19 protein-coding genes are annotated in these 23,018 nt (G+C 70.2%); 11 read left to right on the top strand and 8 right to left on the bottom strand.

Annotated features, from left to right (window positions below; genetic code table 11):
* Positions 1–4 precede the first annotated feature (4 nt).
* The 8 genes from IE145_RS09745 to IE145_RS09710 all read right to left on the bottom strand — a co-directional run bounded on the left by IE145_RS09745 (position 5) and on the right by IE145_RS09710 (position 10,624).
* A complete protein-coding gene (locus IE145_RS09745) occupies positions 5–1,492 on the bottom strand; it encodes a glycosyltransferase family 4 protein (RefSeq protein WP_189520523.1) in 1,488 nt (495 codons plus the stop codon).
* 40 nt (positions 1,493–1,532) lie between these two features.
* Positions 1,533–2,945 carry a GNAT family N-acetyltransferase gene (locus tag IE145_RS09740; protein ID WP_189520522.1) on the bottom strand — a complete coding sequence of 471 codons (1,413 nt, stop codon included), beginning with the start codon at positions 2,943–2,945 and terminating at the stop codon, positions 1,533–1,535.
* 26 nt (positions 2,946–2,971) lie between these two features.
* The gene (locus tag IE145_RS09735) at positions 2,972–3,745 is read right to left on the bottom strand and encodes a sugar phosphate nucleotidyltransferase (RefSeq protein ID WP_189520521.1); all 774 of its coding nucleotides are present in this window, start codon (positions 3,743–3,745) and stop codon (positions 2,972–2,974) included.
* Positions 3,746–3,790: 45 nt separating this feature from the next.
* Positions 3,791–4,771 (bottom strand): Gfo/Idh/MocA family protein, encoded by a 981-nt coding sequence (locus IE145_RS09730; protein ID WP_189520520.1) that lies wholly within the window; start codon positions 4,769–4,771, stop codon positions 3,791–3,793.
* Positions 4,768–6,093, bottom strand: coding sequence for an NDP-hexose 2,3-dehydratase family protein (locus tag IE145_RS09725; protein ID WP_229825487.1), 1,326 nt, complete (start codon positions 6,091–6,093; stop codon positions 4,768–4,770). Before IE145_RS09725 ends, IE145_RS09730 begins: the two co-directional genes overlap by 4 nt.
* A gap of 50 nt (positions 6,094–6,143) precedes the next feature.
* Complete coding sequence (locus tag IE145_RS09720; protein ID WP_189520518.1) at positions 6,144–7,214, bottom strand: DegT/DnrJ/EryC1/StrS family aminotransferase; 1,071 nt, start codon at positions 7,212–7,214, stop codon at positions 6,144–6,146.
* A gap of 437 nt (positions 7,215–7,651) precedes the next feature.
* Positions 7,652–8,443, bottom strand: a complete 792-nt coding sequence (locus tag IE145_RS09715; RefSeq protein WP_189520517.1) for an aminotransferase class IV — start codon at positions 8,441–8,443, stop codon at positions 7,652–7,654.
* A gap of 357 nt (positions 8,444–8,800) precedes the next feature.
* Complete coding sequence (locus IE145_RS09710) at positions 8,801–10,624, bottom strand: bifunctional metallophosphatase/5'-nucleotidase (protein WP_189520516.1); 1,824 nt, start codon at positions 10,622–10,624, stop codon at positions 8,801–8,803.
* Between the two features lie 240 nt (positions 10,625–10,864).
* Here IE145_RS09710 and mshD point away from each other — a divergent pair, with 240 nt between their 5' ends.
* The 11 genes from mshD (at position 10,865) to pstA (ending at position 23,008) form a co-directional block, all read left to right on the top strand.
* Complete coding sequence (gene mshD, locus IE145_RS09705) at positions 10,865–11,788, top strand: mycothiol synthase (RefSeq protein ID WP_189520515.1); 924 nt, start codon at positions 10,865–10,867, stop codon at positions 11,786–11,788.
* A 563-nt stretch (positions 11,789–12,351) separates the two neighbouring features.
* Positions 12,352–12,690, top strand: coding sequence for a MerR family transcriptional regulator (locus tag IE145_RS09700; RefSeq protein WP_069738074.1), 339 nt, complete (start codon positions 12,352–12,354; stop codon positions 12,688–12,690).
* Positions 12,691–12,845: 155 nt separating this feature from the next.
* Positions 12,846–13,301, top strand: coding sequence for a GntR family transcriptional regulator (locus tag IE145_RS09695; protein WP_189520514.1), 456 nt, complete (start codon positions 12,846–12,848; stop codon positions 13,299–13,301).
* The gene (locus IE145_RS09690; protein WP_189520513.1) at positions 13,298–14,209 is read left to right on the top strand and encodes an ABC transporter ATP-binding protein; all 912 of its coding nucleotides are present in this window, start codon (positions 13,298–13,300) and stop codon (positions 14,207–14,209) included. The genes IE145_RS09695 and IE145_RS09690 overlap by 4 nt, the downstream gene beginning before the upstream one ends.
* Positions 14,206–15,207, top strand: a complete 1,002-nt coding sequence (locus IE145_RS09685) for an ABC-2 membrane transporter-related protein (RefSeq protein ID WP_189520512.1) — start codon at positions 14,206–14,208, stop codon at positions 15,205–15,207. Before IE145_RS09690 ends, IE145_RS09685 begins: the two co-directional genes overlap by 4 nt.
* Positions 15,208–15,540: 333 nt before the next feature.
* Entirely contained in the window at positions 15,541–17,790 is a 2,250-nt protein-coding gene (locus IE145_RS09680) for an RNA degradosome polyphosphate kinase (protein WP_189520511.1), read from the top strand.
* Positions 17,777–18,958, top strand: a complete 1,182-nt coding sequence (locus IE145_RS09675) for a CHAD domain-containing protein (protein WP_189520510.1) — start codon at positions 17,777–17,779, stop codon at positions 18,956–18,958. Before IE145_RS09680 ends, IE145_RS09675 begins: the two co-directional genes overlap by 14 nt.
* Positions 18,955–19,380, top strand: a complete 426-nt coding sequence (locus IE145_RS09670) for an NUDIX hydrolase (RefSeq protein ID WP_189520509.1) — start codon at positions 18,955–18,957, stop codon at positions 19,378–19,380. The genes IE145_RS09675 and IE145_RS09670 overlap by 4 nt, the downstream gene beginning before the upstream one ends.
* Positions 19,381–19,688: 308 nt before the next feature.
* A complete protein-coding gene (gene pstS / locus IE145_RS09665) occupies positions 19,689–20,825 on the top strand; it encodes a phosphate ABC transporter substrate-binding protein PstS (protein WP_189520508.1) in 1,137 nt (378 codons plus the stop codon).
* 102 nt (positions 20,826–20,927) lie between these two features.
* Positions 20,928–21,929: a phosphate ABC transporter permease subunit PstC gene (gene pstC / locus IE145_RS09660; protein WP_189520507.1), complete on the top strand. Its 1,002-nt coding sequence runs from the start codon at positions 20,928–20,930 to the stop codon at positions 21,927–21,929.
* Positions 21,926–23,008 (top strand): phosphate ABC transporter permease PstA, encoded by a 1,083-nt coding sequence (pstA, locus tag IE145_RS09655; protein WP_189520506.1) that lies wholly within the window; start codon positions 21,926–21,928, stop codon positions 23,006–23,008. Before pstC ends, pstA begins: the two co-directional genes overlap by 4 nt.
* Positions 23,009–23,018: the final 10 nt, after the last annotated feature.

Below are 23,018 nucleotides of genomic sequence, written 5' to 3'. Positions count from 1 at the left end.
TCTCCTAATTCCGGATGTAGCCGAGGCAGCTCTCGCTGTCGAACCGGCCCCAGTCCGCCGCGTGCTCCAGGCCTGCGGCGACGGTCTCCTTCGGCAGCCGGCCGGTGGACCTCAGCACGTGCGCGCAGACCTCGCGCAGCCGGTCGAGGGGCACACCGGTCGCCCAGGCCAGGTAGTAGAAGGCATCGGCCCCGTGTCCCAGCGCACGGAAGCCGGGGTCCGCCGTCGCCAGCACCAGGTCCTCGACCGCCTGCGGCGTGCGCCACGGGTGGTCCAGGGTGGCGGCGCTGCCGGCGGGAACGGCGAGGTCCTCCCACAACGCGGAGGTGATCATGTCCCAGGGTGCGAACCCCCGCGGGTGCCACGTCTTGATCAGGTCGGCGTAGACGTCGGTGTACTCCGCCGCCAGCACCCGCGTCGAGAAGCGCTCCGAGAGGGCGAGCGCGTCGGTGACGAGCCTCTCCCGGGCGTCCGGGGCGCGCCACAGGGTCCGGATGCCGTCCGCGATCATCCGGCCGTCCGGCGCGTCCACGTACAGCGCGCCCGACTCACCGCCCAGATACTCGGCGATACCGCCCGCCCGTGTGGCGATCACCGGACAGCCTGCCGCCTGGGCCTCGACGTTGACCAGGCCACCGCCCTCCGACTTCGATGCCACGACGGTGGCGAACGCGCCCTTCAGCAAGGAGGCGGCCTCCTCGATCGGCACGTCCCCGATGAAGTGGACCCGGGAAGCCAGCCCGAGCCGGTCGGCGTACGCGACGAGCTCCGAGCGCATGCTGCCGTCGCCCGCCACGATCAGCCGGAGCTCCGGGATCTCGTCCTTCAGCAGACTCATCGCCTCGATCGTCCGGTCCACGGACTTCGCTGGTTCGAGCCGCCTCAGGGACAGCACGTACGGCCCCAAGGACGTCGCGTACGGGTGAGGAGCCGCCCCGCTGAACAGCTCGTGATCGATGCCCACGTAGAGCGTGGGCACCGGAGCCTTCTCGCCCACCAGCAGCTCGGTCTGCCGGGCGAGATCGTCCGAGGCCGCGTTGAGCAGGTCGGCACGTCGCATGGCGGGCAGGACGAAGTCCCGTCCGGTCAGCCAGACGAGCCGTGGATCGGGGTCGACCACGTCGGGGATGTCGTAACCGCCGACCGTCTGGATCACCGGCACCTGCCACCAGCAGCCCAACAGCTCGGCGATCATCGGAAGCGGCCGCCGCAGACCGACCACATGGATGACGTCCGGCTTCCGTACGGCCCGGGCGAATTCCCGTAACCGGGCGGTCAGCGCCCTGAAGTCGGAGGGCAGTACCGCGTTGGGTATCCGGTGGATGCGAACCCCGTTCCGCACCTCCTCCTTCGGAGTGGTGTCGGGAACGTGTCTCGTCAGAACGTCCACGCGGTGTCCGCGGGCGACCAGTTCGGCCCCGAGCTGGTCGATGGGATCCTGCGCGCCCCCGGTCACCGGGTAGTAGACGCTGCACACAAAGAGAATGTTCACTGGCTCCGCTTCCTCGTGCCGTCGGCCGCCCGCTCCCCGCTCAACTCCCGGCCTTGTAGCGCTTCCCCTTCAGGCCGTGGACCTCCTCCACGGGGAACCGGTCGATGTTGACCGCCAGCTTCTTGTCCGCCGCCTCGATGAGATCGAAGTCGCAGTAACGGGCAAAGCGAATCAAGTAGTTGAGGATGTCGGCCGCTTCGAACGACAGCTTGCTCCTGAACTCCCGGTCGGAATCCAGCAGTTCGACAACCTCAGGCTCGCTCAGCCATTGGAGCTCGGCCAGGAGCTCGCCCGCCTCGCCGCCGACGGCCATGGCAAGGCTGCGCGCCTCCTCCAACCGGTCCCAGCCACGGTCCTGGACAAAGCTCAGGAACCGTTCGGTGTATGCCTTGAGCCGGTCGGAGTTCCGCCCCAGATGCGTGCTCTCACCGACGAGCCAGCCCCATTGAGCCGCTACCTTCCCCTGCCCGTAGGCCTCCGGAAGCAGCCCTTCGAGCGTCCACATCTCGCTCTGGAAGGCGGTCACCACCGCAGGATCCACGTGCTGGTGCGTATACAGCTTGTGCGTGCGCCCCGCAGCCCAGGACTGGGCGAACCTGAGCGTCTCCCGCAATGCCCTCCCGGACACGGCGCTGAGCGGCATCAGCTTGACCGAGCCGCCCTTCTTCGGCCCGAACGCTATGACGGAGCTGAGCACGTCGGAGTCGTAACCGAGGTAGAGCTCTTTGTACTTGGCCTCCACGGAACGAGAGGCCCGCCGTTCGTGTCCCGCCACCAGGGAACGGACGAAGCCGGCGTCGATGCCGTCCACGAAGACGTCCATGCGGGTGGTCAGGAACGCTTCGAGCTCCTCGTACTTCGAGGGTGTGTACTCCTCGAACTTCAGCCGGTCCGGCGTCCCGGCGGGCTCGCCCTCGTCGATGGTGTAGTAGATGGCGTGCTCCACGACGCCGGGGCGGTACTGGCTGTTCGACTGTGATCCGCAGGTCCAGCCACGGTTCAGGTAGAAGGTCTCGATCCATGAACTCGGCTCGGCGACCGTGCCGTAGAGCTGCCGGACGCCCCGTGCCTTCGCCACTTCGACGGACTTCGCCAGGAGCGCCGATCCGGCTCCGTTGGATCCGCGGAAGTCCGGGTTGACGATGAGAGGGCTGATCTTCATCGTGCCCTGACGCTTCTCGGCGATGTTCATGACGCCGACGACTTCGCCGCTGGACTCGGCCACATAGACGTGCTGCGTCCGGGAGAAGTGGCCCACGGGGTCCTTGCCGCCGGCCAGGTGCGCGTCGAGGATGCGATCGGCCTGGGCGACGTGGTCACCGTCGTAGTTCCTCCTGAGTGAACCGTGCAGCAGCCCCCGAATGGCCGCGCGGTCCCCTCCCGTGGCGTCCCTGATGATCAGGTCCTCCGCCCCGGCGGGCGACGTTCCGTTGATGTCCTGCTGCGTGGTCACTTTTGTCTCCCCTGTGTGTGACGGACTCAGACCAGCTGTCGTCGACGCGCGACCGCGGCGTCGACCAGGCGGTCCGGCGTACCGACGTCGAACCAGCCGGCTTCTTCGGGAACCACCACCGCGGTCAGGCCGCCGTCGTCGATATAGGATTCGAGCAAGGAAGTGATTTCCAGTTCGCCCCGCTGCGACGGAACGATCGACTCCAGCCTCTTCCACATCGACTCGTCGAAGGAATAGAGACCTGTGCACACCTGACTGCGGTGGCGCACATCGCTTTTCTCGTTCACCCGGACGACCGCGCCGCCCGCAGCGCTCTCCACGACTCCGAAGTCCCTGGGATCGGGGTGCTCGATGACCGCGACCGCGGCCCCGCACCCGGCTTCATCGGCCTGGGTGAGGATGTTCCCCGCCCAGGCGGAGCTGGAGACGTAGAGCGTGTCCCCGAGGGCGACGACGATACGCCGATACCCCTCGGACTCCAGGTGGTCCCGGGCACAGGAAATGGCGCCCGCGATGCCGTTCGGCTCATTCTGGACCACCGTACGGATCTCGATGTCGGAATACCCGAGCCAGGCGGGAATGCTTCGGTATACCTCTTCGTCGGCCGCATTGCAGACAAGCACCAGCGTGTCGACACCGCACTCCCTCATGACGTCCAGGGAGAAGGCGATCGCCGGCCTGTCATAAACCGGAAGAAGGTGTTTGTTGACGACGCGGGTGGCCGGAAACAGCCGGGATCCGGTGCCTCCTGCCAAGACGATTCCGGCTATTCGATCCTTCGCAGGGCTGGTCGTCCCCATGTCATACCGCTTTCTGGCCCGCAGCGGGGCCGGGTCGATCGACGGTCAAGAGGTACGGGCGTGCGCGGGAGGGGAGGTGGTAAGGGTCTCCAGCGCGGCGATCCGGCGTGCGATGACCTGGTTTCCCACCAGTCCCGCCGTTCCGGTGTCCCGCACCTGGCGCATGCCGTCCGCCAGGCACGCACGGGTGGCGTTGGCCGGACCGGCGGACACGACGGGTGTCGGCTCCCGCCCGTCCAGCGGCCGTTCGACCACGAGGCCGGGAGCGTCCGGCGGCAGGGAGAACACCCGGAACAACTCCAGGCGGCGGCCGGGATCCGCGACGACGACGCTGTTGCGGTAGGTGTCGCCAATCGCCCAGGAACCGGTGAAAGTCCGGCCGTCGAGCGGCCGGCTCGCGATCGCGGTGCCGGCGTCGGCGTCGGGGAGCAGCACCGCGCCGACCGCGAGGTCCTCGACGGCCGCGCCGAGCCTCACCAGTGCGTCGACGCAGTAGGTGCCCAGGTCAGCGGCCGCGCCGCCGTGCCGGGGGTGGAGACGGAAGTCCGTCGCCTCCCGTCCCGGAATGCGGAACACCGCCGAGACGGTCGCGGGCCCAGCCAGGTCCATGGCCCGCACGCGGGCGACGAACTCCCGCCAAGCGGGGTGGTACGGGTAGGAAAGGCACTCGAAGACCGTGCGGCCCGCGGCCCGGGCCAGCCGGTCCAGCTCCGCGGCCTCTGCCGCTCTCAGACAGACCGGCTTCTCCACCAGCACGTGCTTCCCGGCGGCCAACGCCGCGCGACAGTCGGCGAAGTGACGTCCCGTGGCGCTGGAGATGTAGACACGGTCGACGTTCCGGTCGGCCAGCACCGCGTCGCGGTCGGTGATCACGGTCCTCCCGGCCCGCTCCACGGGGAGCGCGCCGCCGGGATGGTCGGTGCCCACGAGCAGCGGGGAGTCCGTGCCGTCGTGTTCGTTCAATTCCCGGAGCAGCGGGGCGGTCCGCCGGGTCAGGTAGGCGGAGTTCCCGATGGCCGCGATCATGGTGTGAGGGTTCCGGTCACGATGAGGCCTTTCAACATCGTCAGGCAGGTCCGCAGCTCGACACTGAGCCGGTCTCCGCGCTGCTCCAGGGCTTCCAGTTCCTCCAGGGCGATCCAGCGGCCGGCCGGTCCGTCGCCCCGGTCGTCGGGGTCCGGGTCGGTGTCGGTGCCGGTGTCGGTGAGAAGTCCCAGCCGGTAGTGGACGAGGGCGCCGCGGAAGCGCCCGCCCTCCTCGGCGTGGACGGCGGAGTGGATCGCCCGGCAGCGCGCCAGCCCTGCCGACTCCGCGGCCATCGAACGCCGTCGGGACTCGGTCGTGTAGTCGGCGATGTCACCGCGCTGGAAGCCCGCCTCGATGCTGGGGCCGCGGACGGACCCGATGCGGACGCGCTCGGCGACCCACAGGTGCGGTCCGCCGACGCCGGCCCGGACCAGCAGGGTGACCTGCCCCATGCCGACCGGGGCCAACAAGGGCTGGTCCCAGGACGCGACCTCGCGGCCCTGCCCTTCGACACGGCACCCCACGACGGAGAAGAAGCGCCGCTGCCGATGTTCGATTCCTTCGCTCATTTGCCATTGCGACAGGCTGGTCAGGGGGAGGCGCTCGACGATCGACCCCGGACCCGGTCGGCAGCCGGCCGCCGGGCCGATCCCCGTGGGGGCGATCTCTCCTGGGGAGGCGGTGGCCTCCAGGGGCCACATCGACAGGACCGACCGCAGATCCATATTGATGAGTCGGCTTTCCAGGGCCGCCTGCAAGAGAATGGGAATCGGCACCCAACTGCTTTGCGCAACGGTCCGGCCGATATCTTCGGCCTCTTTCGCATCGAGCAGGATGATGCGATTACGGTTGACCTTGCCGAGGAACCAGGATTCCTGCTCGCGCTGCACGGCATCGGCGAGAGTGCAGGCATCCTCGGACAAGGCTAATTCCGCAGCAGGAACCCCCGTTCCGCCGTGCGCCGATTCATAATTGCTGCGCGTGGCCTGAACCGTGGGGGCGACCTCGATGCCGTCCGGAGTGCCCGGCTCGAATTTATACGTGATCAGGCCGTGGAATTCGCCGTCGATGCGCGTGACGAACAGGCACAGCATGCCGATTTCAGACTGCTCGATGAGAGGCTGCTCATGCGGGTGATCCGGGTCGGACAGGTCTCTTGCACCGATGATCCGGAAGAACCGGCCGGTCCGGTGCGCGAGGACACCGTCCTCCGTCATGGACCAGGACCGCAGTCCGTCCAGCGGGACGGGATGGACGTGCGCCGTGAGTTCCTTCCTCCGGCGCAGGCACTCCGAGCGTAGTTCGTGGACACTGTCGATCATCTGCACGCGGGGCTTTTTCAGCTCTCCCGCAGCATTCGTCGCCGTTATGCTCATACGACGGATTCACTTAATCGGTCGCAGACATAATCGACTTCGTCAAGACTGATCAGTGGGTGGACGGGAAGACAGATGACATCACGCGAGAAGAGTTCTGCCACGGGGGTGGCGCGTGTGGCGTGGAGCGGAAACGCGCCGAGCGGCCGAAAATATATCTCGGACTCGATTCCGGCGGCGTCGAGCTCCTTACGGACGCGTTCCCGGTCCTTCACCAGGACGGGCACGGCGAAGCCACCGGTCCGGTCGGAGTCCCCGGCCTCGCACACCAGCTCCACCGGCGTCCCGGCCAGCCGCTCACGGTACCGCTGCACGATGGACCAGCGTTTTTGCAGCTTGTCCGGCAGGCTCGCCAGCTGCCCGAGACCGACCGCCGCAGCGATGTCCCCCATGTTGTACTTGAATCCGAGCTCGGGGATGTCGTAGGGCTTCGCCCAGGACCGGGTACTCATGTCGATACCGAGCCGGCGTAACCGTTTCGCCCGCTCCGCGGACGCTCGGTCGTTGAAGGTGACGCAGCCGCCCTCACCGAGAGCGAGAGCCTTCGTCGCATGGAATGAATAGGCCTGGATGTGCGGAGACTCGCTCATGGGCCGCCCCTGCCACACCGAACCGATGGCGTGGGCACAGTCCTCGATGACCGGCACGCCGTACTGTCTGGATATCTCGTCCAGGCCGGCTATGTCACACGGGATACCCGAGTAATGGACGGCGATGACGGCACCCACGTCCGGCTCGGTGTCCAGGATATCCCGGACGGACTCCAGGTCGATGTTGCCCGTCGCGCGTTCGATATCGGCGAGAATCACCCGGCACTTGTGCTGAAGCGCGACCGATGCCGTCGAGACGAACGTATTGGCGGGAACGATGACCGCACTGCCTTCGGGAACATCGGCCACAACCAGTGCCAGATGCAGGGCCGCGGTTCCGGAGTTCACGGCGACCGGGTGCTTGCCGACCCAATCCGAGTGCGCCAGTTCCTGTTCGAACTGCTTTGTCACGGGACCCAGCCCGATCCAGCCGGATTCGAGTACCTGCCGAAGTCTCTCCAGCGAGGACGGATCCACTTGCGGACGGTACATTCTGATGTCGCTCTTCGGTGGGACAGACTGCATCCTCACCCGCCCCCTTCTACCATCCGTGTCTACACTTAGGCCAAAAAGGTACTAGCGCACATGCCTGCTCGCTTGCCGGTGAATTACCCTGCGGCCCGCCGCGGAACGGCGAGTTGATCACACTCTATATCGACTGTGATAAAACGTAAAGCTTTCGCATGGTCTTGTTGATGATTCACCCCGTGACCTGCACTGATATATCAGGCGGGGCAGGCCCGCCGACCTAGCCGGGGCAACCGCGCGCCGAGGAAGGCGGCCCGCCGGACGGCACGGGGGACCGGCCCGCCGACGACCGGCGGAGCGGGCCGCAGCACGAGGGTGGCCCCGTCGCACATCACGAAAGCAAAGGATCCTGAATCGGTGAACCGGTGGCCGGGCGGCCCACCGCCCTACAGGGCCTCACCGCGGATCGCCAGGTATCTCTCACGGAGGCGGTCCAGCACCGGGTGCCCGGCGGCGTACGCGATCCCGTCGATCGCGGCCAGCGGCCGGACACCGGTGCTCGCGTTCGTCGCGAAGGCGGCCGCCATGCCCGCGGCACGCTCCAACGAGATGTCGGCGTCGCGGTGTTCGATGCTCCCGGCGTACTGCCGAAGCAGAGCCATGGTGATGCCGGGCAGCGCACCGGTCCTCGGCCACAGCACGGCGCCGTCCCGGTCGACGAAACCCACGTTCCAGGTCACGCCTTCGGTGACGCAGCCGTCGTGTCCGGTGAACACCGCGTCCCCGTATCCGGCCAGCTGCGCCGTACGCCGGGCGTGCAGGGCGCCGAAGAGCCCGACGTGCTTGACATGGGGAAGGTCTCGTTCGAACGCGACGCTCTTGGCCCGCAGCGGCGTCGTCGGGGGCCCGCCGGCCCGCCGCGTGGACACCATGACGCGCGGTTCGTCCGCGTTCGCCGGTCTCGCCAGGTCCGCGCCCGGGTCGTGGATGGTGACGCGCACGACGCGGGGCAGCTCGCACTCTGCCAGCTCCTGGCGGACGCAGTCCCGTACGAGCCCGGTGTCAAGGGCCACGCCGAACACGGCCGAGCAGTCCCGCACAAGGCGGTCCAGGTGCCGGGAAAGGCCGCGGACCGTGCCATCGGATTCGACGCGGAACGTCGTGAAGTGGCCCAGATTGGTCAGGGCCAGGGGCAGCAAGTCGTCTGCGGATACCGGCTTTCCCTCGAGTGTCGCCATGTCATCAGCATGTCAGGGCGGCCGTCTCCCGCGTCCGGCTCTCAGGACGAAATGGCCGAACGACATAGCACTGAAGGGCTGCCGGGAGGTGATCGGACGGGAATCGGGCGGCGGGCCCGGAGGCACGCCGCCCCGACCTCGCGTTCGCCCCTTCCCTGGTCCCGGCCGGGCCGGGCGGCCCCCGCCGCCCTCTGCCGGTCAGCCCGTCCGGGTGGTCCGGAGCCTGCTCCGGACCTTTCGCCGGCCGCTGTTCATCCTCAGTACGTTGCTCAACCAGCTTCGCAAGACGGTCACCAGGAAGGCCAAGAGAAAGGGGCGGCCGGCCCGCAGGCCCGCCGCCCCTCCTTCACCGGGGAGTTACTTGATGACCGTGATCCGGTCCGTCGCCGGCGGGGCCAGCGGTGCGGTGGCCGTGGAGTGGGCCGCCAGGTAGGCGTTGAACAGGTCCAGGTCGGATGCGCCGACCAGCTTGTTCGTGCCCTGGCCCAGGGCCGGGAAGCCGTCGCCGCCGCCCGCGAGGAACTCGTTCATCGCGACACGGTAGGTGCGCGCCGGGTCGATCGCCTCGCCGTTCAGCTTGATGGTGCCGACGACCACGCGGTCCGCGCCGCTCTTCGTCAGGTCGAGCGTGTAGGTGAGGCCCCTGGAGACCTGGAGGATCTTCGGGCTGGCCTCGTTGGACCCGCTGACCTGCTGCTGGAGTGCGGTGACCAGCTGGGCGCCGGTCAGGTCGACGACGTTCATCATGTTGGTGAACGGCTGCACGGTGAACGCCTCGCCGTAGGTGACGACCCCGTCGCCCTCGCTGCCGGACGCCTTGTGCACCAGGTCCGCGCGGATACCGCCCGGGTTCATGAACGCGACTTCCGCACCGCCCTTGTCGGCCGGGGCGAGGCCTTCGAGCTGAGCGTCGGCGATGACGTTGCCGAGCGGCTTCTCCGGGGCCGTGGAGCCGCGGCCGTTGATGTCGGCGCTGATCCAGCCCTGCGGCCTGTTCGCGATCGGGGCCGCGAGCTTGTTCCAGCGGTCGATGAGGCGGGTCATGTCGGGGGCCTTGGGCTGGTCCCGGGTCACGACGTGGTTCGCGGACTTCACCGACGTACGGACGATGTCCTTGGTACGGCGGTCGTAGGTCAGCGTGGTGTCCGTGTACAGCTTGCCGAACGACGACGCCGAGGTGACCATGCGCGGCTTGCCGGACGGGTCCGGGACCGTGCACACGTACGCCTGGTGGGTGTGGCCCGTGACCAGGGCGTCCACCTTCGGCGTGATGCCCTTGGCGATGTCGACGATCGGGCCGGAGATGCCGTCGCCCGCGCCGGGGCTGTCGCAGTCGTAGTTGTACGAGGTCGAGGCCGGGGCCCCGCCCTCGTGGATCAGCGCCACGATGGACTTGACGCCCTTGCGGTCCAGCTCGCGGGCGTACTTGTTGATCGTCTCGACCTCGTCGTGGAACTTCAGGCCCTTGACGCCGTTGGCGGTGACGATGTTCGGGGTGCCCTCCAGGGTCACTCCGATGAAGCCGATCTTGACACCCTTCTTCTTCCAGACGGTGTACGGCTTCAGCAGCGGCTTGCCGGTCTTCTCCTCGGTCACGTTGGCCGCGAGGTAGGGGAAGTCCGCTCCCTCGAACTCCTTGCCCTGCTCGTAGCAGCCCTCGACCGGGTGGCAGCCGCCGTTCTGGAGGCGGGCCAGCTCGGTGGCGCCCTCGTCGAACTCGTGGTTGCCGACCGCCGTGACGTCCAGGTCGAGCTTGTTCAGCGCCTCGATCGTCGGCTCGTCGTGGAAGAGGCCCGACAGCAGCGGACTCGCGCCGACCATGTCGCCGCCGGCCGCCGTGACGGAGTACGGGTTGCCCTTGCGCGCGGTGCGCAGCGAGGTCGCCAGGTACTCGACGCCACCGGCCGGGATCGACTCGACCGTGCCGTCGGGGTGCGTCTTCGAGACGTTCCCCGCCGAACCGGCCGGCGGCTCCAGGTTGCCGTGCAGGTCGTTGAACGACAGCAACTGCACGTCGACGGTACGGGGCTTGTGGCCGTGCCCGTGCCCGCCGCCGTGCCCGTGGCCCCGGTCGTGGGCCCCGGCCGGCATCGCGGCGACGAGCGCGCCCACGGTGGCCAGACCGGCCGCGGCGGCGAGCACCCGCCGGGAAGCGCGGTTCTTCTGTGGAGTCGCTGACATCGGTCCCCTTGTGTGTCAGTCCAGTGGTGTCGGTACTGCATGCTGCGTGCCGCAGCCTAGAGTCAACGCGCGTAGCGCAACAGGTGTTCGGGGTTACGGACTGGTTGCCATCCGGCCACATGGCTCCATATAGCCCCTTTGCGTGCCGCAGAGGACCGAACTCCCCGCCACAGGCGGCCCGCCCACGCACCCGCCCCGCCGCGCCACCGCCGGGCGCGCCGCCGCCGTACGCTCGGAGGCATGACGACTGACGCACCCCTCCCCGCTCCCGGACGCGAGATTCAGGCCCTCGACGCACTCGACTCCGCGCAGGCCGAGGCCGTCCTCGCCCTGCTCACCGAGGCGGCCGCGTCCGACGGCCGGCAGGCGGTCTCCGAGCAGGGCAGGCTACGGATCCGGGGCGGACACCGCGACGGCGTACGGCACTTCCTGCTCACCGTCGACGGCACGCTCGCCGGATACGCCCAGCTGGAGGACACCGACCCGGTCGAGGCCCCGGCCGCCGAGCTGGTCGTCCACCCCGACCGGCGCGGCGGCGGACACGGCCGGGCGCTCGGGGCCGCGCTCCTCGCCACGACCGGCAAGCGGCTGCGGGTCTGGGCGCACGGCGGCACCTCCGCGGCCCGCCACCTCGCCCAGGTGCTCGGCCTCTCCCTCTTCCGCGAACTGCGCCAGCTGCGGCGGAGCCTGGTCCCGCTGGACCTCGCCGAGCCGGTCCTGCCCGAGGGCGTCACCGTACGGACCTTCGAGCCGGGGCGGGACGACGCCGCCTGGCTCGCCGTGAACCGCGCCGCGTTCGCTCATCACCCGGAGCAGGGTTCACTGACCCAGCAGGACCTGGACGACCGCAAGGCGGAGCCCTGGTTCGACCCGAAGGGCTTCTTCCTGGCCGAACGGGACGGGGAGCTCGTCGGCTTCCACTGGACGAAGGTGCACGCCGAGGAGCAGGTCGGCGAGGTGTACGTCGTCGGGGTCCTGCCCGAGGCCCAGGGCGGCGGCCTCGGCAAGGCGCTGACCTCGATCGGCCTGCACCACCTGGCCGCCCAGGCGCTGCCCACCGCGATGCTCTACGTGGACGCGGACAACAAGGCGGCCGTGACGGTGTACGAGCGGATCGGCTTCACCACGCACGAGGTGGACCTGATGTACCGCACGGAGTCCTGAGGTCTCTCGCCACAACAGCTTCTGAGACGTCGGCACCACAGAAGTGCCTCATCCGACTCGACAGAAAATCTATCGTGGCGGGAGTAGACATCTACCTCTCGGCAGGGTTAGCGTTTCCTCGTAGCCGGAAGGAAAGAAGGCACGGCAGACACGAACTGCCGCGCATGCAGGTCAGAGCAGTAAGCGGAACGGCAGTGGAGCGAGGGAGCCGGAAACGGTGGGTTCCCCCACTGACTGCCGGGCCGGGCGACCCCAGGGGCCGCACGCGTTACCGCAACATCCGCAGTACCCGCAGTACGGAAAGAGTGAAACCGAACGAGGTAAGGAGCAGACGCCATCAGGATCGCCTGAGCGAGGAGGATTCCGCTCGGGTACCGCAGAGACCCCGGAACGGAAGGTGGTCCCCGGTCACGCATTCGCGATCCCCGCTTCCCCGCCCCCTCGGGCGGACCGGCGGAAAAGAGGAGCCGGCGCAGTCGGCCGGCAGATGGTGTTGAAAGCTCGGGGCCCGAGCACCGCGAGGTGCTCGGGCCCCCCGACGTGTCCCCGAAAGAAGAGGTGCTATGCCCCCTCGCAGTACCCGCCCCACCGACAAGTTCGACGATGACGACTACCCCGCCTACACCATGGGCCGGGCCGCCGAGATGCTCGGCACCACCCCCGCCTTCCTCCGCGCGCTCGGCGAGAACCGCCTGATCACCCCGCTGCGCTCCGACGGAGGCCACCGCCGTTACTCCCGCTACCAGCTGCGCATCGCGTCCCGCGCCCGTGAACTGGTCGACCAGGGCACGAAGATCGAGGACGCCTGCCGCATCGTCGTCCTCGAGGACCAGCTGGAAGAGGCACAGCGCATCAACGAGGAGCTGCGGGCCGACCGCACCCCGGCCCCGCCGGCCGCGTAACCGCGTACCGCGCAAGCGCCCGGCCACCGGGCCGCGTGCCGCACAAGCGCCCGGCAAGCTCTTCTCCGAACACCTCCCGGGGCGGCGTCACTTGACGCCGCCCCTTCTTTGCACCACCCTTTCACTACTCAATTAGTGAAAGGGTGGTTCTGCGCATGGCAGCCGAGTCCGCAGCGGTCGAGTTCCGCATCGACCGGCGCAGCGGCGTCGCCACCTATCTCCAGATCGTCCAGCAGACGAAGCAGGCCCTGCGCCTGGGCGTACTCGAACCGGGCGACCGGCTGCCGACCGCCCGCGAGGTCGTGGAAGCCACCGCGATCAACCCGAACACCGTCCTCAAGGCCTACCGGGAGCTGGAGCGCGAAGGGCTCGTCGAGGCCCGCCGCGGGCTCGGCACCTTCGTCCGCCGGACGCTGGGCGGCGCACCCGACGCGACCGCCGCCGACGCGCCCCTGCGCACCGAACTCGCCGACTGGGCCCGCCGGGCCCGGGCGGCCGGACTGGAGAAGGACGACGTCGGCGCGCTCTTCACCGCCGTACTGGACAGCACGTACAGCACGAACGGCACGGATTTCGCAGACCGTTCACACGAGGGGGACCAGGAACGATGACCGGCGTCGCGATCGAGGCACACGGCCTCGGAAAGACCTACGGGCGCAGAGGAGGCGGCAACCGCGCCCTGCACGACTGCTCGTTCCGGCTGCCCGCCGGACGCGTCTGCGCCCTCGTCGGCCCCAACGGCGCAGGCAAGTCGACCCTGTTGAACCTGGCGGCTGGCCTGGACCGCCCCGGCGCCGGGTCCCTCGCCGTCCTCGGCTCCGCCGATCCCGCCGCCGTACGCGACAGGATCGCCTACGTCGCCCAGGACAAGCCGCTGTACCCGCAGCTCACCGTCGAGGACACGCTGTGGGCCGGCGCCGAGCTGAACCCCGGGCGCTGGGACCGCGCCATCGCGGACCGGGTCGCCGGGGCGCTGCCGCGCACCGCCCGCGTCGTCACGCTCTCCGGCGGGCAGCGCACCCGGCTCGCGCTGGCCCTCGCGCTCGGCAAGCGGCCCGAACTGATGCTGCTGGACGAGCCGATGGCCGACCTCGACCCGCTGGCCCGGCACGAGCTGATGGGCACGCTGATGGCGGAGGCCGCCGAGCACGGCACCACGATCGTGATGTCCTCGCACATCCTCACCGAGCTGGAGGGCGCCTGCGACTACCTCCTGTTCGTCGACGGCGGGCGCGTCCGGCTCGGCGGCGAGGCCGAGGACATCGTGGACGCGCACGCCCTGCTCACCGGCCAGACCCGCGACCTGGCCCCGCACACCGTCGTCGAATCCCGTACGACGGGGCGTCAGCTCACCGCGCTCGTCAGAAAGGAGGGCCCCGTGGACACCGCCGCCTGGGCCGTCACTCAGCCTTCCCTGGAGGAGCTGCTGCTCGCCCATCTGCGCTCCCCGGACGCGCCGCCGCTGCTGACGTCGAGCGCGTCGGCGGCCGGGACGCGTGCGGAGGTGGCGTCCGCATGAGCACGCTCACCCGGCCGGAGACCGACACCGTCGCCACGACGCCCGGCACCCTGCGGGGGTCCGCCCGCGTCCTGCTCCGCGTGCACCGCAAGGCCCTCTGGGCGGCCGGCGGTCTGCTGGTCACCGGCATCGGCATCGTCGTCGCCCTCCGCATCTGGATGGCCTCCGCGAAGGAGCTGTGCGCGGACGGCGACATCACCCCGTGCGGCGGCCCCGTCTACCAGCCCAGCTACGCCCGTACGTCCACCGAGGTCTTCCTGGGCGACGGCGGCACGGTGCTGCTCCTGCTGGCCGGACTCGTCGGCGTCTTCGTCGCCGGACCGCTGATCGCCCGCGAACTGGAGAGCGGCACCTTCCGGCTGGCCTGGGCCCAGTCGGTCTCCCCCGCCCACTGGCTCGCCGCCCGGCTGGCCGTGCCCGCCGCGCTGGCGGTCGTCGGGATGACGGTCCTGATCGCCGTCTACCGCTGGGGCCTGTGGGCGCTCCGCGGATACCCGTACTCCAGCCTGGACCACTGGTACGCATCCGGCGTCTTCCCCGGCACCGGGCCCGCCCTTCTCGGCTTCACGCTGCTGGCCGTGGCGGTGGGGGCGCTGTGCGCGGTGCTCGTCCGCCGCGCTCTGCTGTCCATGTCCCTCACCGGGCTCGTCCTCGGTGTGGTGGCCCTCGGCCTGGGCAAGCGCCGTTACGAACTGTGGCCCCACATCCTCCGTCACGGTCAAGGCCCCAAGGCCTTCAGCGCGGGCGACTGGCACCTCGATTACGGCATGCTCACCGCATCGGGCCAAAGGCTGTACTGGCGGGACTGTTTCGACACCGGCATGGCGGAGAATGCCAGGGCCTGTATGCGCGCCCGGGGCGGAGTCACCAACTTCACCGAGGTCCACCCCGCCTCCCACTACTGGCCCCTCCAGCTCGTCGAGACCGGCATCCTCCTCGCTCTCGCCGCCCTCGCCGTCTTCGCCGCCTTCCGGCTCCTGCGCCGCCTCCACGGCTGAGCGCCCACACCCGGCAGACCCGTCGTCCGGGCCCCACGAGGGGTGGGCCCGGACGACGCAGACGTACACCGGCCCGGCAGGCCGCCCCCCGGCGGCGAACACGTACAGTGACCGAGAGGCCCTCCACGGTCCACCCGCAGGCACACCGCTTCCTGAACGTCATGTCGCCGTTACCGGCCATTCAGACGCCCTTGCGACCCTCACGGGATGCAGCCAGCTGTGCCCGCCCCCCGCCGCAACGGGAGAGCCCGGGACCCGGGGTTTCCCAAGCCTCCCGCGATCTTTCCGGGCTCCGACGCGCCTGAGGAGCGTTCCGCGCGGAACAATAGGTCCATGAGCCAGCAGCCCAGCTCCGAGGTCCCCGTCCAGCCCACCGCCCAGCCGTCGGTGGGCTCGCTCGCCGCGCACCGGCCGCACGCCACCCCGGCCTCCCACGGGGTCGGCTTCTCCACCGCCGCCGACCTGGATCCCGATCTCGACGCCGACGCGGACGCCTACGAGCCCGACCGGGACGGCGACGAGCTGCCCCAGGGGCGTTTCCTGGACCGCGAACGCAGCTGGCTCGCGTTCAACGAGCGGGTCCTGGAGCTGGCCGAGGACCCGGCCACGCCCATCCTGGAGCGGGCCAACTTCCTCGCCATCTTCGCCTCGAACCTGGACGAGTTCTTCATGGTCCGGGTGGCCGGCCTCAAGCGCCGCATCGCCACCGGCGTCGCCACCCGCTCCGCCTCCGGCCTCCAGCCCCGCGAGGTCCTGGACCTCATCTGGACCCGCTCGCGCGAGCTCATGGCGCGGCACGCCGCCTGCTTCCAGCAGGACATCGCCCCGGACCTGTCCGACGAGGGCATCCAGCTGATCCGCTGGCCGGACCTGACCGAGAAGGAGCAGGCCCGCCTGTTCACCTTCTTCCGGCAGCGCGTCTTCCCGGTCCTGACCCCGCTGGCCGTCGACCCCGCGCACCCCTTCCCGTACATCTCCGGGCTCTCCCTCAACCTCGCCGTCGTCGTCCGCAACCCGGTCAGCGGCCACCGCCACTTCGCCCGGGTCAAGGTCCCGCCGCTGCTGACCCGCTTCCTGGAGGCCTCGCCCCAGCGGTACGTCCCCATCGAGGACGTCATCGCGGCGCACCTGGAGGAGCTGTTCCCGGGGATGGAGGTGCTGGCGCACCACATGTTCCGGGTCACCAGGAACGAGGACCTGGAGGTCGAGGAGGACGACGCGGAGAACCTCCTCCAGGCCCTGGAGAAGGAGCTCATGCGCCGCCGGTTCGGCCCGCCGGTCCGGCTGGAGGTCGAGGAGTCCATCGACCCGTACGTGCTGGACCTGCTGGTCCGCGAGCTGAAGGTGTCCGACGCCGAGGTCTACCCGCTGCCCGGCCCGCTCGACCTGACCGGGCTGTTCGCGATCGCCTCGCTGGACCGGCCCGAGCTGAAGTACCCGAAGTTCGTCGCGGGCACCCACCGGGACCTGGCCGAGGTGGAGTCCGCCTCCGCGCCCGACATCTTCGCCGCCCTGCGCGAACGGGACGTGCTGCTCCACCACCCGTACGACTCGTTCTCCACCTCCGTCCAGGCGTTCCTGGAGCAGGCGGCGGGCGACCCGGACGTGCTGGCCATCAAGCAGACGCTGTACCGCACCTCCGGCGACTCCCCGATAGTGGACGCCCTCATCGACGCCGCCGAGTCCGGCAAGCAGGTCCTCGTCCTCGTCGAGATCAAGGCCCGCTTCGACGAGCAGGCCAACATCAAGTGGGCCCGCAAGCTGGAGGAGGCGGGCTGCCACGTCGTCTACGGGCTCGTCGGGCTGAAGACCCACTGCAAGCTGTCGCTCGTCGTCCGCCAGGAGGGCGACACCCTGCGCCGCTACTCCCACGTCGGCACCGGCAACTACCACCCCAAGACGGCCCGGCTGTACGAGGACCTCGGCCTGCTCACGGCCGACCCGCAGGTCGGGGCGGACCTCTCCGACCTGTTCAACCGGCTCTCCGGTTACTCCCGCCGCGAGACCTACCGCCGCCTCCTGGTCGCCCCGAAGTCCCTGCGCGACGGGCTGATCGCCCGCATCAACAAGGAGATCGCCCACCACCGGGCCGGCCGCCCCGCCTACGTCCGGTTCAAGGTCAACTCGATGGTCGACGAAGCGATCATCGACGCCTGCTACCGGGCCGCCCAGGCGGGCGTCCCGGTCGACATCTGGGTGCGCGGGATCTGCGCGATCCGCCCCGGGGTCGCCGGGCTCTCCGAGAACATCCGGGTCCGTTCCATACTCGGCCGCTTCCTCGAACACTCCCGGATCTTCGCCTTCGGCAACGGCGGCGAGCCCGAGGTGTGGTTCGGCAGCGCCGACATGATGCACCGCAACCTCGACCGCCGGATCGAAGCCCTGGTCCGGGTCACCGACCCCGCCCACCGCGCCGCACTCAGCCGACTCCTGGAGACCGGTATGGCCGACACCACCTCCTCCTGGCACCTGGGCCCCGACGGGGACTGGACCCGGCACGCCACGGACGCGGACGGCCAGCCGCTGCGGCACGTCCAGGAAATGCTCATCGACGCCCGGAGGCGCAGGCGTGCGACGCCCTGAACAGCAGACGACGATCCGGCCCACGACGGATCCCGCCCCGGGGGCCGGCACGGAGGCGGGGGCGGAGCCCCGGGGCGGCCCCTCCGGAAGCGGAGCCTCCGGACCCGGGTCCTCCCGGCCCGGAGCCTGTGAACCCGGATGCTCCGCTCCCACCGCGGCCCCCGGGACCGGGCCCGTCGCGGAGGACCACCCCGTCGGGGACCTGACCACGGAGGCGGTCCTCGCGCCCTACCTCCGGGGGCAGGCCGCCGACTTCCTGCGCAGCCTGCGCCAGCACCACGAGCACAGCGCCCCCGCCGAGTCCGGCGGCCACGACGCCGCGGCCGCCACCCGGGCCCTGCGCCGCGCGGCCCGCCGGATCAGCGGCTCCCTGCACACCTTCCGGGCCGCCCTCGACCCACACTGGGCCGACCAGCTCCGCGCCGAGCTGGCCTGGCTCTCCGGCGTACTCGCCCGCGAACACGCCTACGCCAACCGCCTCGCCCGGCTCGTCGAGGCCCTGCACCAGCTCTCCGGCCCCGCCCTCCCCGCCGCCCGGGGGGCCAGGGCCGCCGGGGAGACCGCCGCGTCCGACGCCCAGGGCCGCGCCGCCCTCGGGGTCGGGGCCGCGCGCGCCGGGGCGCTGCTGGAACGCCGCCTCACCCTCGCCCGGACCCGGTCCCACTCCGCGGCCCTCCAGGCGCTCGGCTCCTCCCGGTTCCACGCGGTCGCCGACGCCGTCGCGCTCCTGGCCTCCGACGTACCGCTGGCCCCCGGCACCACGGGCCGGACCGCCGAGGCGCTGCTGGAGCCCGCCGAACGCGCCGAGCAGCGCCTCCTCACCGCGGTGGCCGCCCTCCCGCCCGCCGGCTCCGAGCCGTACAACGAGGCGCAGGACGCCGCCTGGCACCAGGCCCGTCTGCTGCTGCGGCTCCACCGGTACGCCCACGAGGTCGTGCTCGGCGCCGCCGCCCCGGCCCTCGCCTCCTGCGGGCACGCCCTCGATCTGCACCGGGACGCGGTGGAGGCGGCCGCGGCGGCGGCAGCGGCGGCCCGCACCCCCCGGATCGCCCCGGCCACGGCGTACGCGCTGGGCGTGCTCCACGCGGACCAGCGGCACGAGGTGGAGGCGGCGCGGGCGGTGTTCCGCGAGACCTGGCCGTACGCCACGGCCCTGACGGCGTCATGAGCGGCGGCCCGCGCGGCCCCGTGATCCGCGCCGCGGGCTGCGTGCTGTGGCGGCGCGGCCCGGGCGGCGGCAGCGTGGAGGTCTGCCTCGTGCACCGCCCCCGCTACGACGACTGGTCGTTCCCCAAGGGCAAGCTGAAGCGCGGCGAGGACCCGCGCGCCGCCGCCGTGCGGGAGGTGCTGGAAGAGACCGGCCACCACTGCGCCCTCGGCGAGCCGCTGCCGGCCTCCCGCTATCCGGTGGACGGCCGCCCCAAGGTCGTCGACTACTGGGCGGCCGAGGCGACCGGCGGCTCGTTCACCGCCAATGACGAGGTGGACCGCATCCTGTGGCTGGCCCCGGACGCCGCCCGTGCCCGGCTCACCCAGCCCCGCGACGTCCAGCAGCTGACCGCGCTCCTGGACACGCTGCCCAGGCCCTGACCCGGACACGCTGCCCGGGCCCTGATCCGGACGCGCTGCCCGGGCCCTGACCACGCCCTGGTCAGGGCCCTGTCCTCCGCCCCGGCCACGGGCCCTGTCCCCCGCCCTGACCACGGCCTCGGACCTGCCCCGCACCCGCCTGCCCGACACGGTTCACCTGCCGTTCACTCTCCCCCGTCGGCGGCTTCACCTGTTCTGCCTAATTTCGGACGTACAAGGTGCGCGGCGGCAAGCCACAGCACCCCTCCTCATCGCACGCCGTCGTAGAACGAAACGACCACGGCGGCTCCTGGAAGGAACACCCGAAAGTGAAGCTTCAGCGCAAGAACCGGCTTCGTGCCACCGCGCTCGGTGCCCTCGCCGTCTCCGGCGCCCTGGTCCTCACGGCGTGCGGTTCGGATGACAACACGGGCGGCGGCACGGCCGGCACCGGCGAGAAGACGACCGCCGCGTCGAACGTCGACTGCGGCAAGGCCAAGGGCCAGCTGCGCGCTTCCGGCTCCAGCGCGCAGAAGAACGCCATGGACCTCTGGGTCAAGAACTACATGGCCGCCTGCTCCGGTGTGGAGATCAACTACAACTCGTCCTCCTCCGGCGAGGGCATCGTCGCCTTCAACCAGGGCACCGTCGGCTTCGCTGGCTCCGACTCGGCGCTGAAGCCCGAAGAGGTCGCCGACTCCAAGAAGATGTGCAAGACCGGCCAGGGCATCAACCTGCCGATGGTCGGCGGCCCGGTCGCGATCGGCTTCAAGCTGGAGGGTGTCGACAAGCTCACGCTGGACGCCCCGACCCTCGCCAAGATCTTCGACAGCAAGATCAAGAAGTGGAACGACCCGGCGATCGCCAAGCTGAACGACGGCGTCGACCTGCCGGACAAGGCGATCCAGGCCTTCCACCGCTCCGAGGACTCCGGCACCACGCAGAACCTCGGCAAGTACCTCGGCGCCGCCGCTCCGGACGACTGGAAGTACGAGGCCGAGAAGAAGTGGCCGGCCCCCGGTGGCCAGGCCGCGTCCGGCTCCTCCGGTGTCGCCGCCCAGGTGAAGCAGGTCGACGGCTCGATCGGCTACTTCGAGCTCTCCTACGCCAAGTCGCAGTCCATCCCCACCGTGGACATCGACACCGGTGGCTCCGCCCCGGTCCAGGCCACCTCGGAGAACGCCTCCAAGGCCATCGCCGCCGCCAAGGTCAAGGGCACCGGCAAGGACCTGGCGCTGGAGCTGGACTACACCACCAAGGCCGAGGGCGCCTACCCGCTGGTCCTGGTGACGTACGAGGTCGTCTGCGACAGCGGCAACAAGCCCGAGACGCTCGACACCGTCAAGTCCTTCCTCTCCTACGCCGCCTCCGACGACGGCCAGAAGATCCTGACCGACGCCGGCTACGCCCCGATCCCGGCCGAGATCAACGCCAAGGTCCGCGAGACCATCGGCTCCCTCTCGTAACACCCCGGGGCGGCCGGGTCCCCACCCGGGCCCGGCCGCCCCGGCCATCCGGTGCACCGCCGCCAGGGGAGCCACGGCTCCCCCACACAGACCGGAAAGACCATGGCTTCCACCACACCCATAGACATGCCACCGGCCCCGCCGGCCCCGCCGGAACGGGCCGGGCTCCCCAAGTCCACCGGGCAGCTGGGCGACAAGATCTTCCTGGGCCTCTCCCGCGGCTCGGGCATCCTGCTGCTCGTGATCATGGCGTCGATCGCCGCCTTCCTCACCTACCGCTCGGTGCTCGCCATCTCGAAGGACGAGGGCAACTTCCTCACCACCTTCGACTGGAACCCGGCCGGCGACCCCCCGGTCTTCGGCATCGCGGTCCTGCTCTTCGGCACGGTCGTCAGCTCGATCATCGCGATGGTCATCGCGGTTCCGATCGCTGTCGGCATCGCCCTGTTCATCTCGCACTACGCGCCGCGCAAGCTGGCCGCCCCGATCGCGTACGTGGTCGACCTGCTGGCCGCCGTGCCCAGCATCGTCTACGGCATCTGGGGCGCCCTCGTCCTCGTGCCGTACCTGGAGGGCCTCAACCTCTGGCTCGACCAGTTCTTCGGCTGGACGTACATCTTCGAGAAGACCGAGGTCGGCGTCGCCCGCTCGCTCTTCACCGTCGGCATCCTCCTCGCGATCATGATCCTGCCGATCGTGACCAGCGTCAGCCGCGAGGTCTTCCTCCAGGTCCCGAAGATGAACGAGGAGGCCGCGCTCGCGCTCGGCGCCACCCGCTGGGAGGTCATCCGCCTCTCCGTGCTGCCCTTCGGCCGCTCCGGCATCATCTCCGCCTCGATGCTGGGCCTCGGCCGCGCGCTCGGCGAGACGATGGCCGTCGCCACGGTCCTCTCCCCGAGCTTCCTCATCTCGCTGCACCTGCTCAACCCGGGCGGCGGCACGTTCGCCCAGAACATCGCGGCCAAGTTCGGCGAGGCCGACGCGTTCGGGCGGGACGCCCTGATCGCCTCCGGCCTCGTCCTCTTCGTCCTCACCCTGCTGGTCAACGGCGCGGCCCGGCTCATCATCGCCCGCCGCAAGGAGTACTCGGGGGCCAACGCATGAGCCACGCACCCACCGGCGTCGTGGAACGCCCGTCGCCCGCCTCGCCCTCCCCGAAGAGCAGCCTCGGCAGCCGCTCCCTGCCCCGCCTCGCGCCGCTCGGCTTCGCCGTCGTCTCCGTCGCGCTCGGCGTCGGCCTCTCGCTGGCCGCCGGCTGGGAGAGCCGCATCCAGTGGGGCCTGATCTCGGCCCTGTTCTTCCTGGCCGTCTCCTACGTCGCCACGACGGTCGTCGAGAACCAGCGCCAGGCCAGGGACCGGCTCGCCACCAGCGTGATGTGGGTCTGCTTCCTGATCGCCGTCGTCCCGCTCGCCTCGCTGCTCTGGACCACGATCGTCCGCGGCGCCGAACGCCTCGACGGCTACTTCCTCACCCACTCGATGGCCGGTGTGCTCGGCTCCGAGGCCAGCGGCGGCGTCTACCACGCGCTGATCGGCACCCTGGAGCAGGTCGGCATCGCCACGGCGATCTCCGCCCCGCTCGGCCTGCTGACCGCCGTGTACCTCGTCGAGTACGGCAAGGGCGCGCTGGCCAGGGCCGTCACCTTCTTCGTCGACGTGATGACGGGCATCCCGTCCATCGTGGCCGGTCTCTTCATCCTGTCGATCATGCTGATCGCCAACCTGGAGCCCTCCGGCCTGATGGGCGCGCTCGCCCTGACGATCCTGATGATCCCCGTCGTGGTCCGCTCCACCGAGGAGATGCTCAAGCTCGTCCCCAACGAGCTGCGCGAGGCCTCCCTCGCCCTCGGCATCCCGAAGTGGCGCACCATCCTCAAGGTGGTCCTGCCGACCGCGATCGGCGGCATCACCACGGGCGTCATGCTGGCCATCGCCCGTATCGCCGGTGAGACGGCCCCGATCATCCTGCTGGTCTTCGGCAGCCAGCTGATCAACGCGAACCCCTTCGAAGGCGCCCAGTCCTCGCTGCCGTTCTACATCTACGAGCAGTACAAGATCGGCGAGGCCGCGTCCTACGACCGCGCCTGGGCGGCGGCCCTGGTGCTGATCGCCTTCGTCATGATCCTCAACCTCGTGGCCCGCGGCATCGCCCGCTGGAAGGCCCCGAAGACCGGTCGCTGACGCGGCCATC

This window comes from Streptomyces sindenensis, from assembly GCF_014649035.1.
In the GTDB taxonomy this organism is placed as follows: Bacteria; Actinomycetota; Actinomycetes; order Streptomycetales; family Streptomycetaceae; genus Streptomyces; species Streptomyces sindenensis.
This window is presented reverse-complemented; position numbering and strand designations above follow the sequence as displayed.

Coding starts and splice junctions, on each gene's coding strand:
- IE145_RS09700 (WP_069738074.1), top strand. CDS start 12,352: ATGCCCCCTCGCAGTACCCGCCCCACCGACAAGTTCGACGATGACGAC.
- IE145_RS09715 (WP_189520517.1), bottom strand. CDS start 8,443: ATGGCGACACTCGAGGGAAAGCCGGTATCCGCAGACGACTTGCTGCCC.
- pstA (WP_189520506.1), top strand. CDS start 21,926: ATGAGCCACGCACCCACCGGCGTCGTGGAACGCCCGTCGCCCGCCTCG.
- IE145_RS09680 (WP_189520511.1), top strand. CDS start 15,541: ATGAGCCAGCAGCCCAGCTCCGAGGTCCCCGTCCAGCCCACCGCCCAG.
- IE145_RS09685 (WP_189520512.1), top strand. CDS start 14,206: ATGAGCACGCTCACCCGGCCGGAGACCGACACCGTCGCCACGACGCCC.
- IE145_RS09735 (WP_189520521.1), bottom strand. CDS start 3,745: ATGGGGACGACCAGCCCTGCGAAGGATCGAATAGCCGGAATCGTCTTG.
- IE145_RS09730 (WP_189520520.1), bottom strand. CDS start 4,771: ATGATCGCGGCCATCGGGAACTCCGCCTACCTGACCCGGCGGACCGCC.
- IE145_RS09670 (WP_189520509.1), top strand. CDS start 18,955: ATGAGCGGCGGCCCGCGCGGCCCCGTGATCCGCGCCGCGGGCTGCGTG.
- IE145_RS09695 (WP_189520514.1), top strand. CDS start 12,846: ATGGCAGCCGAGTCCGCAGCGGTCGAGTTCCGCATCGACCGGCGCAGC.
- mshD (WP_189520515.1), top strand. CDS start 10,865: ATGACGACTGACGCACCCCTCCCCGCTCCCGGACGCGAGATTCAGGCC.
- pstC (WP_189520507.1), top strand. CDS start 20,928: ATGGCTTCCACCACACCCATAGACATGCCACCGGCCCCGCCGGCCCCG.
- IE145_RS09690 (WP_189520513.1), top strand. CDS start 13,298: ATGACCGGCGTCGCGATCGAGGCACACGGCCTCGGAAAGACCTACGGG.
- IE145_RS09710 (WP_189520516.1), bottom strand. CDS start 10,624: ATGTCAGCGACTCCACAGAAGAACCGCGCTTCCCGGCGGGTGCTCGCC.
- IE145_RS09725 (WP_229825487.1), bottom strand. CDS start 6,093: ATGATCGACAGTGTCCACGAACTACGCTCGGAGTGCCTGCGCCGGAGG.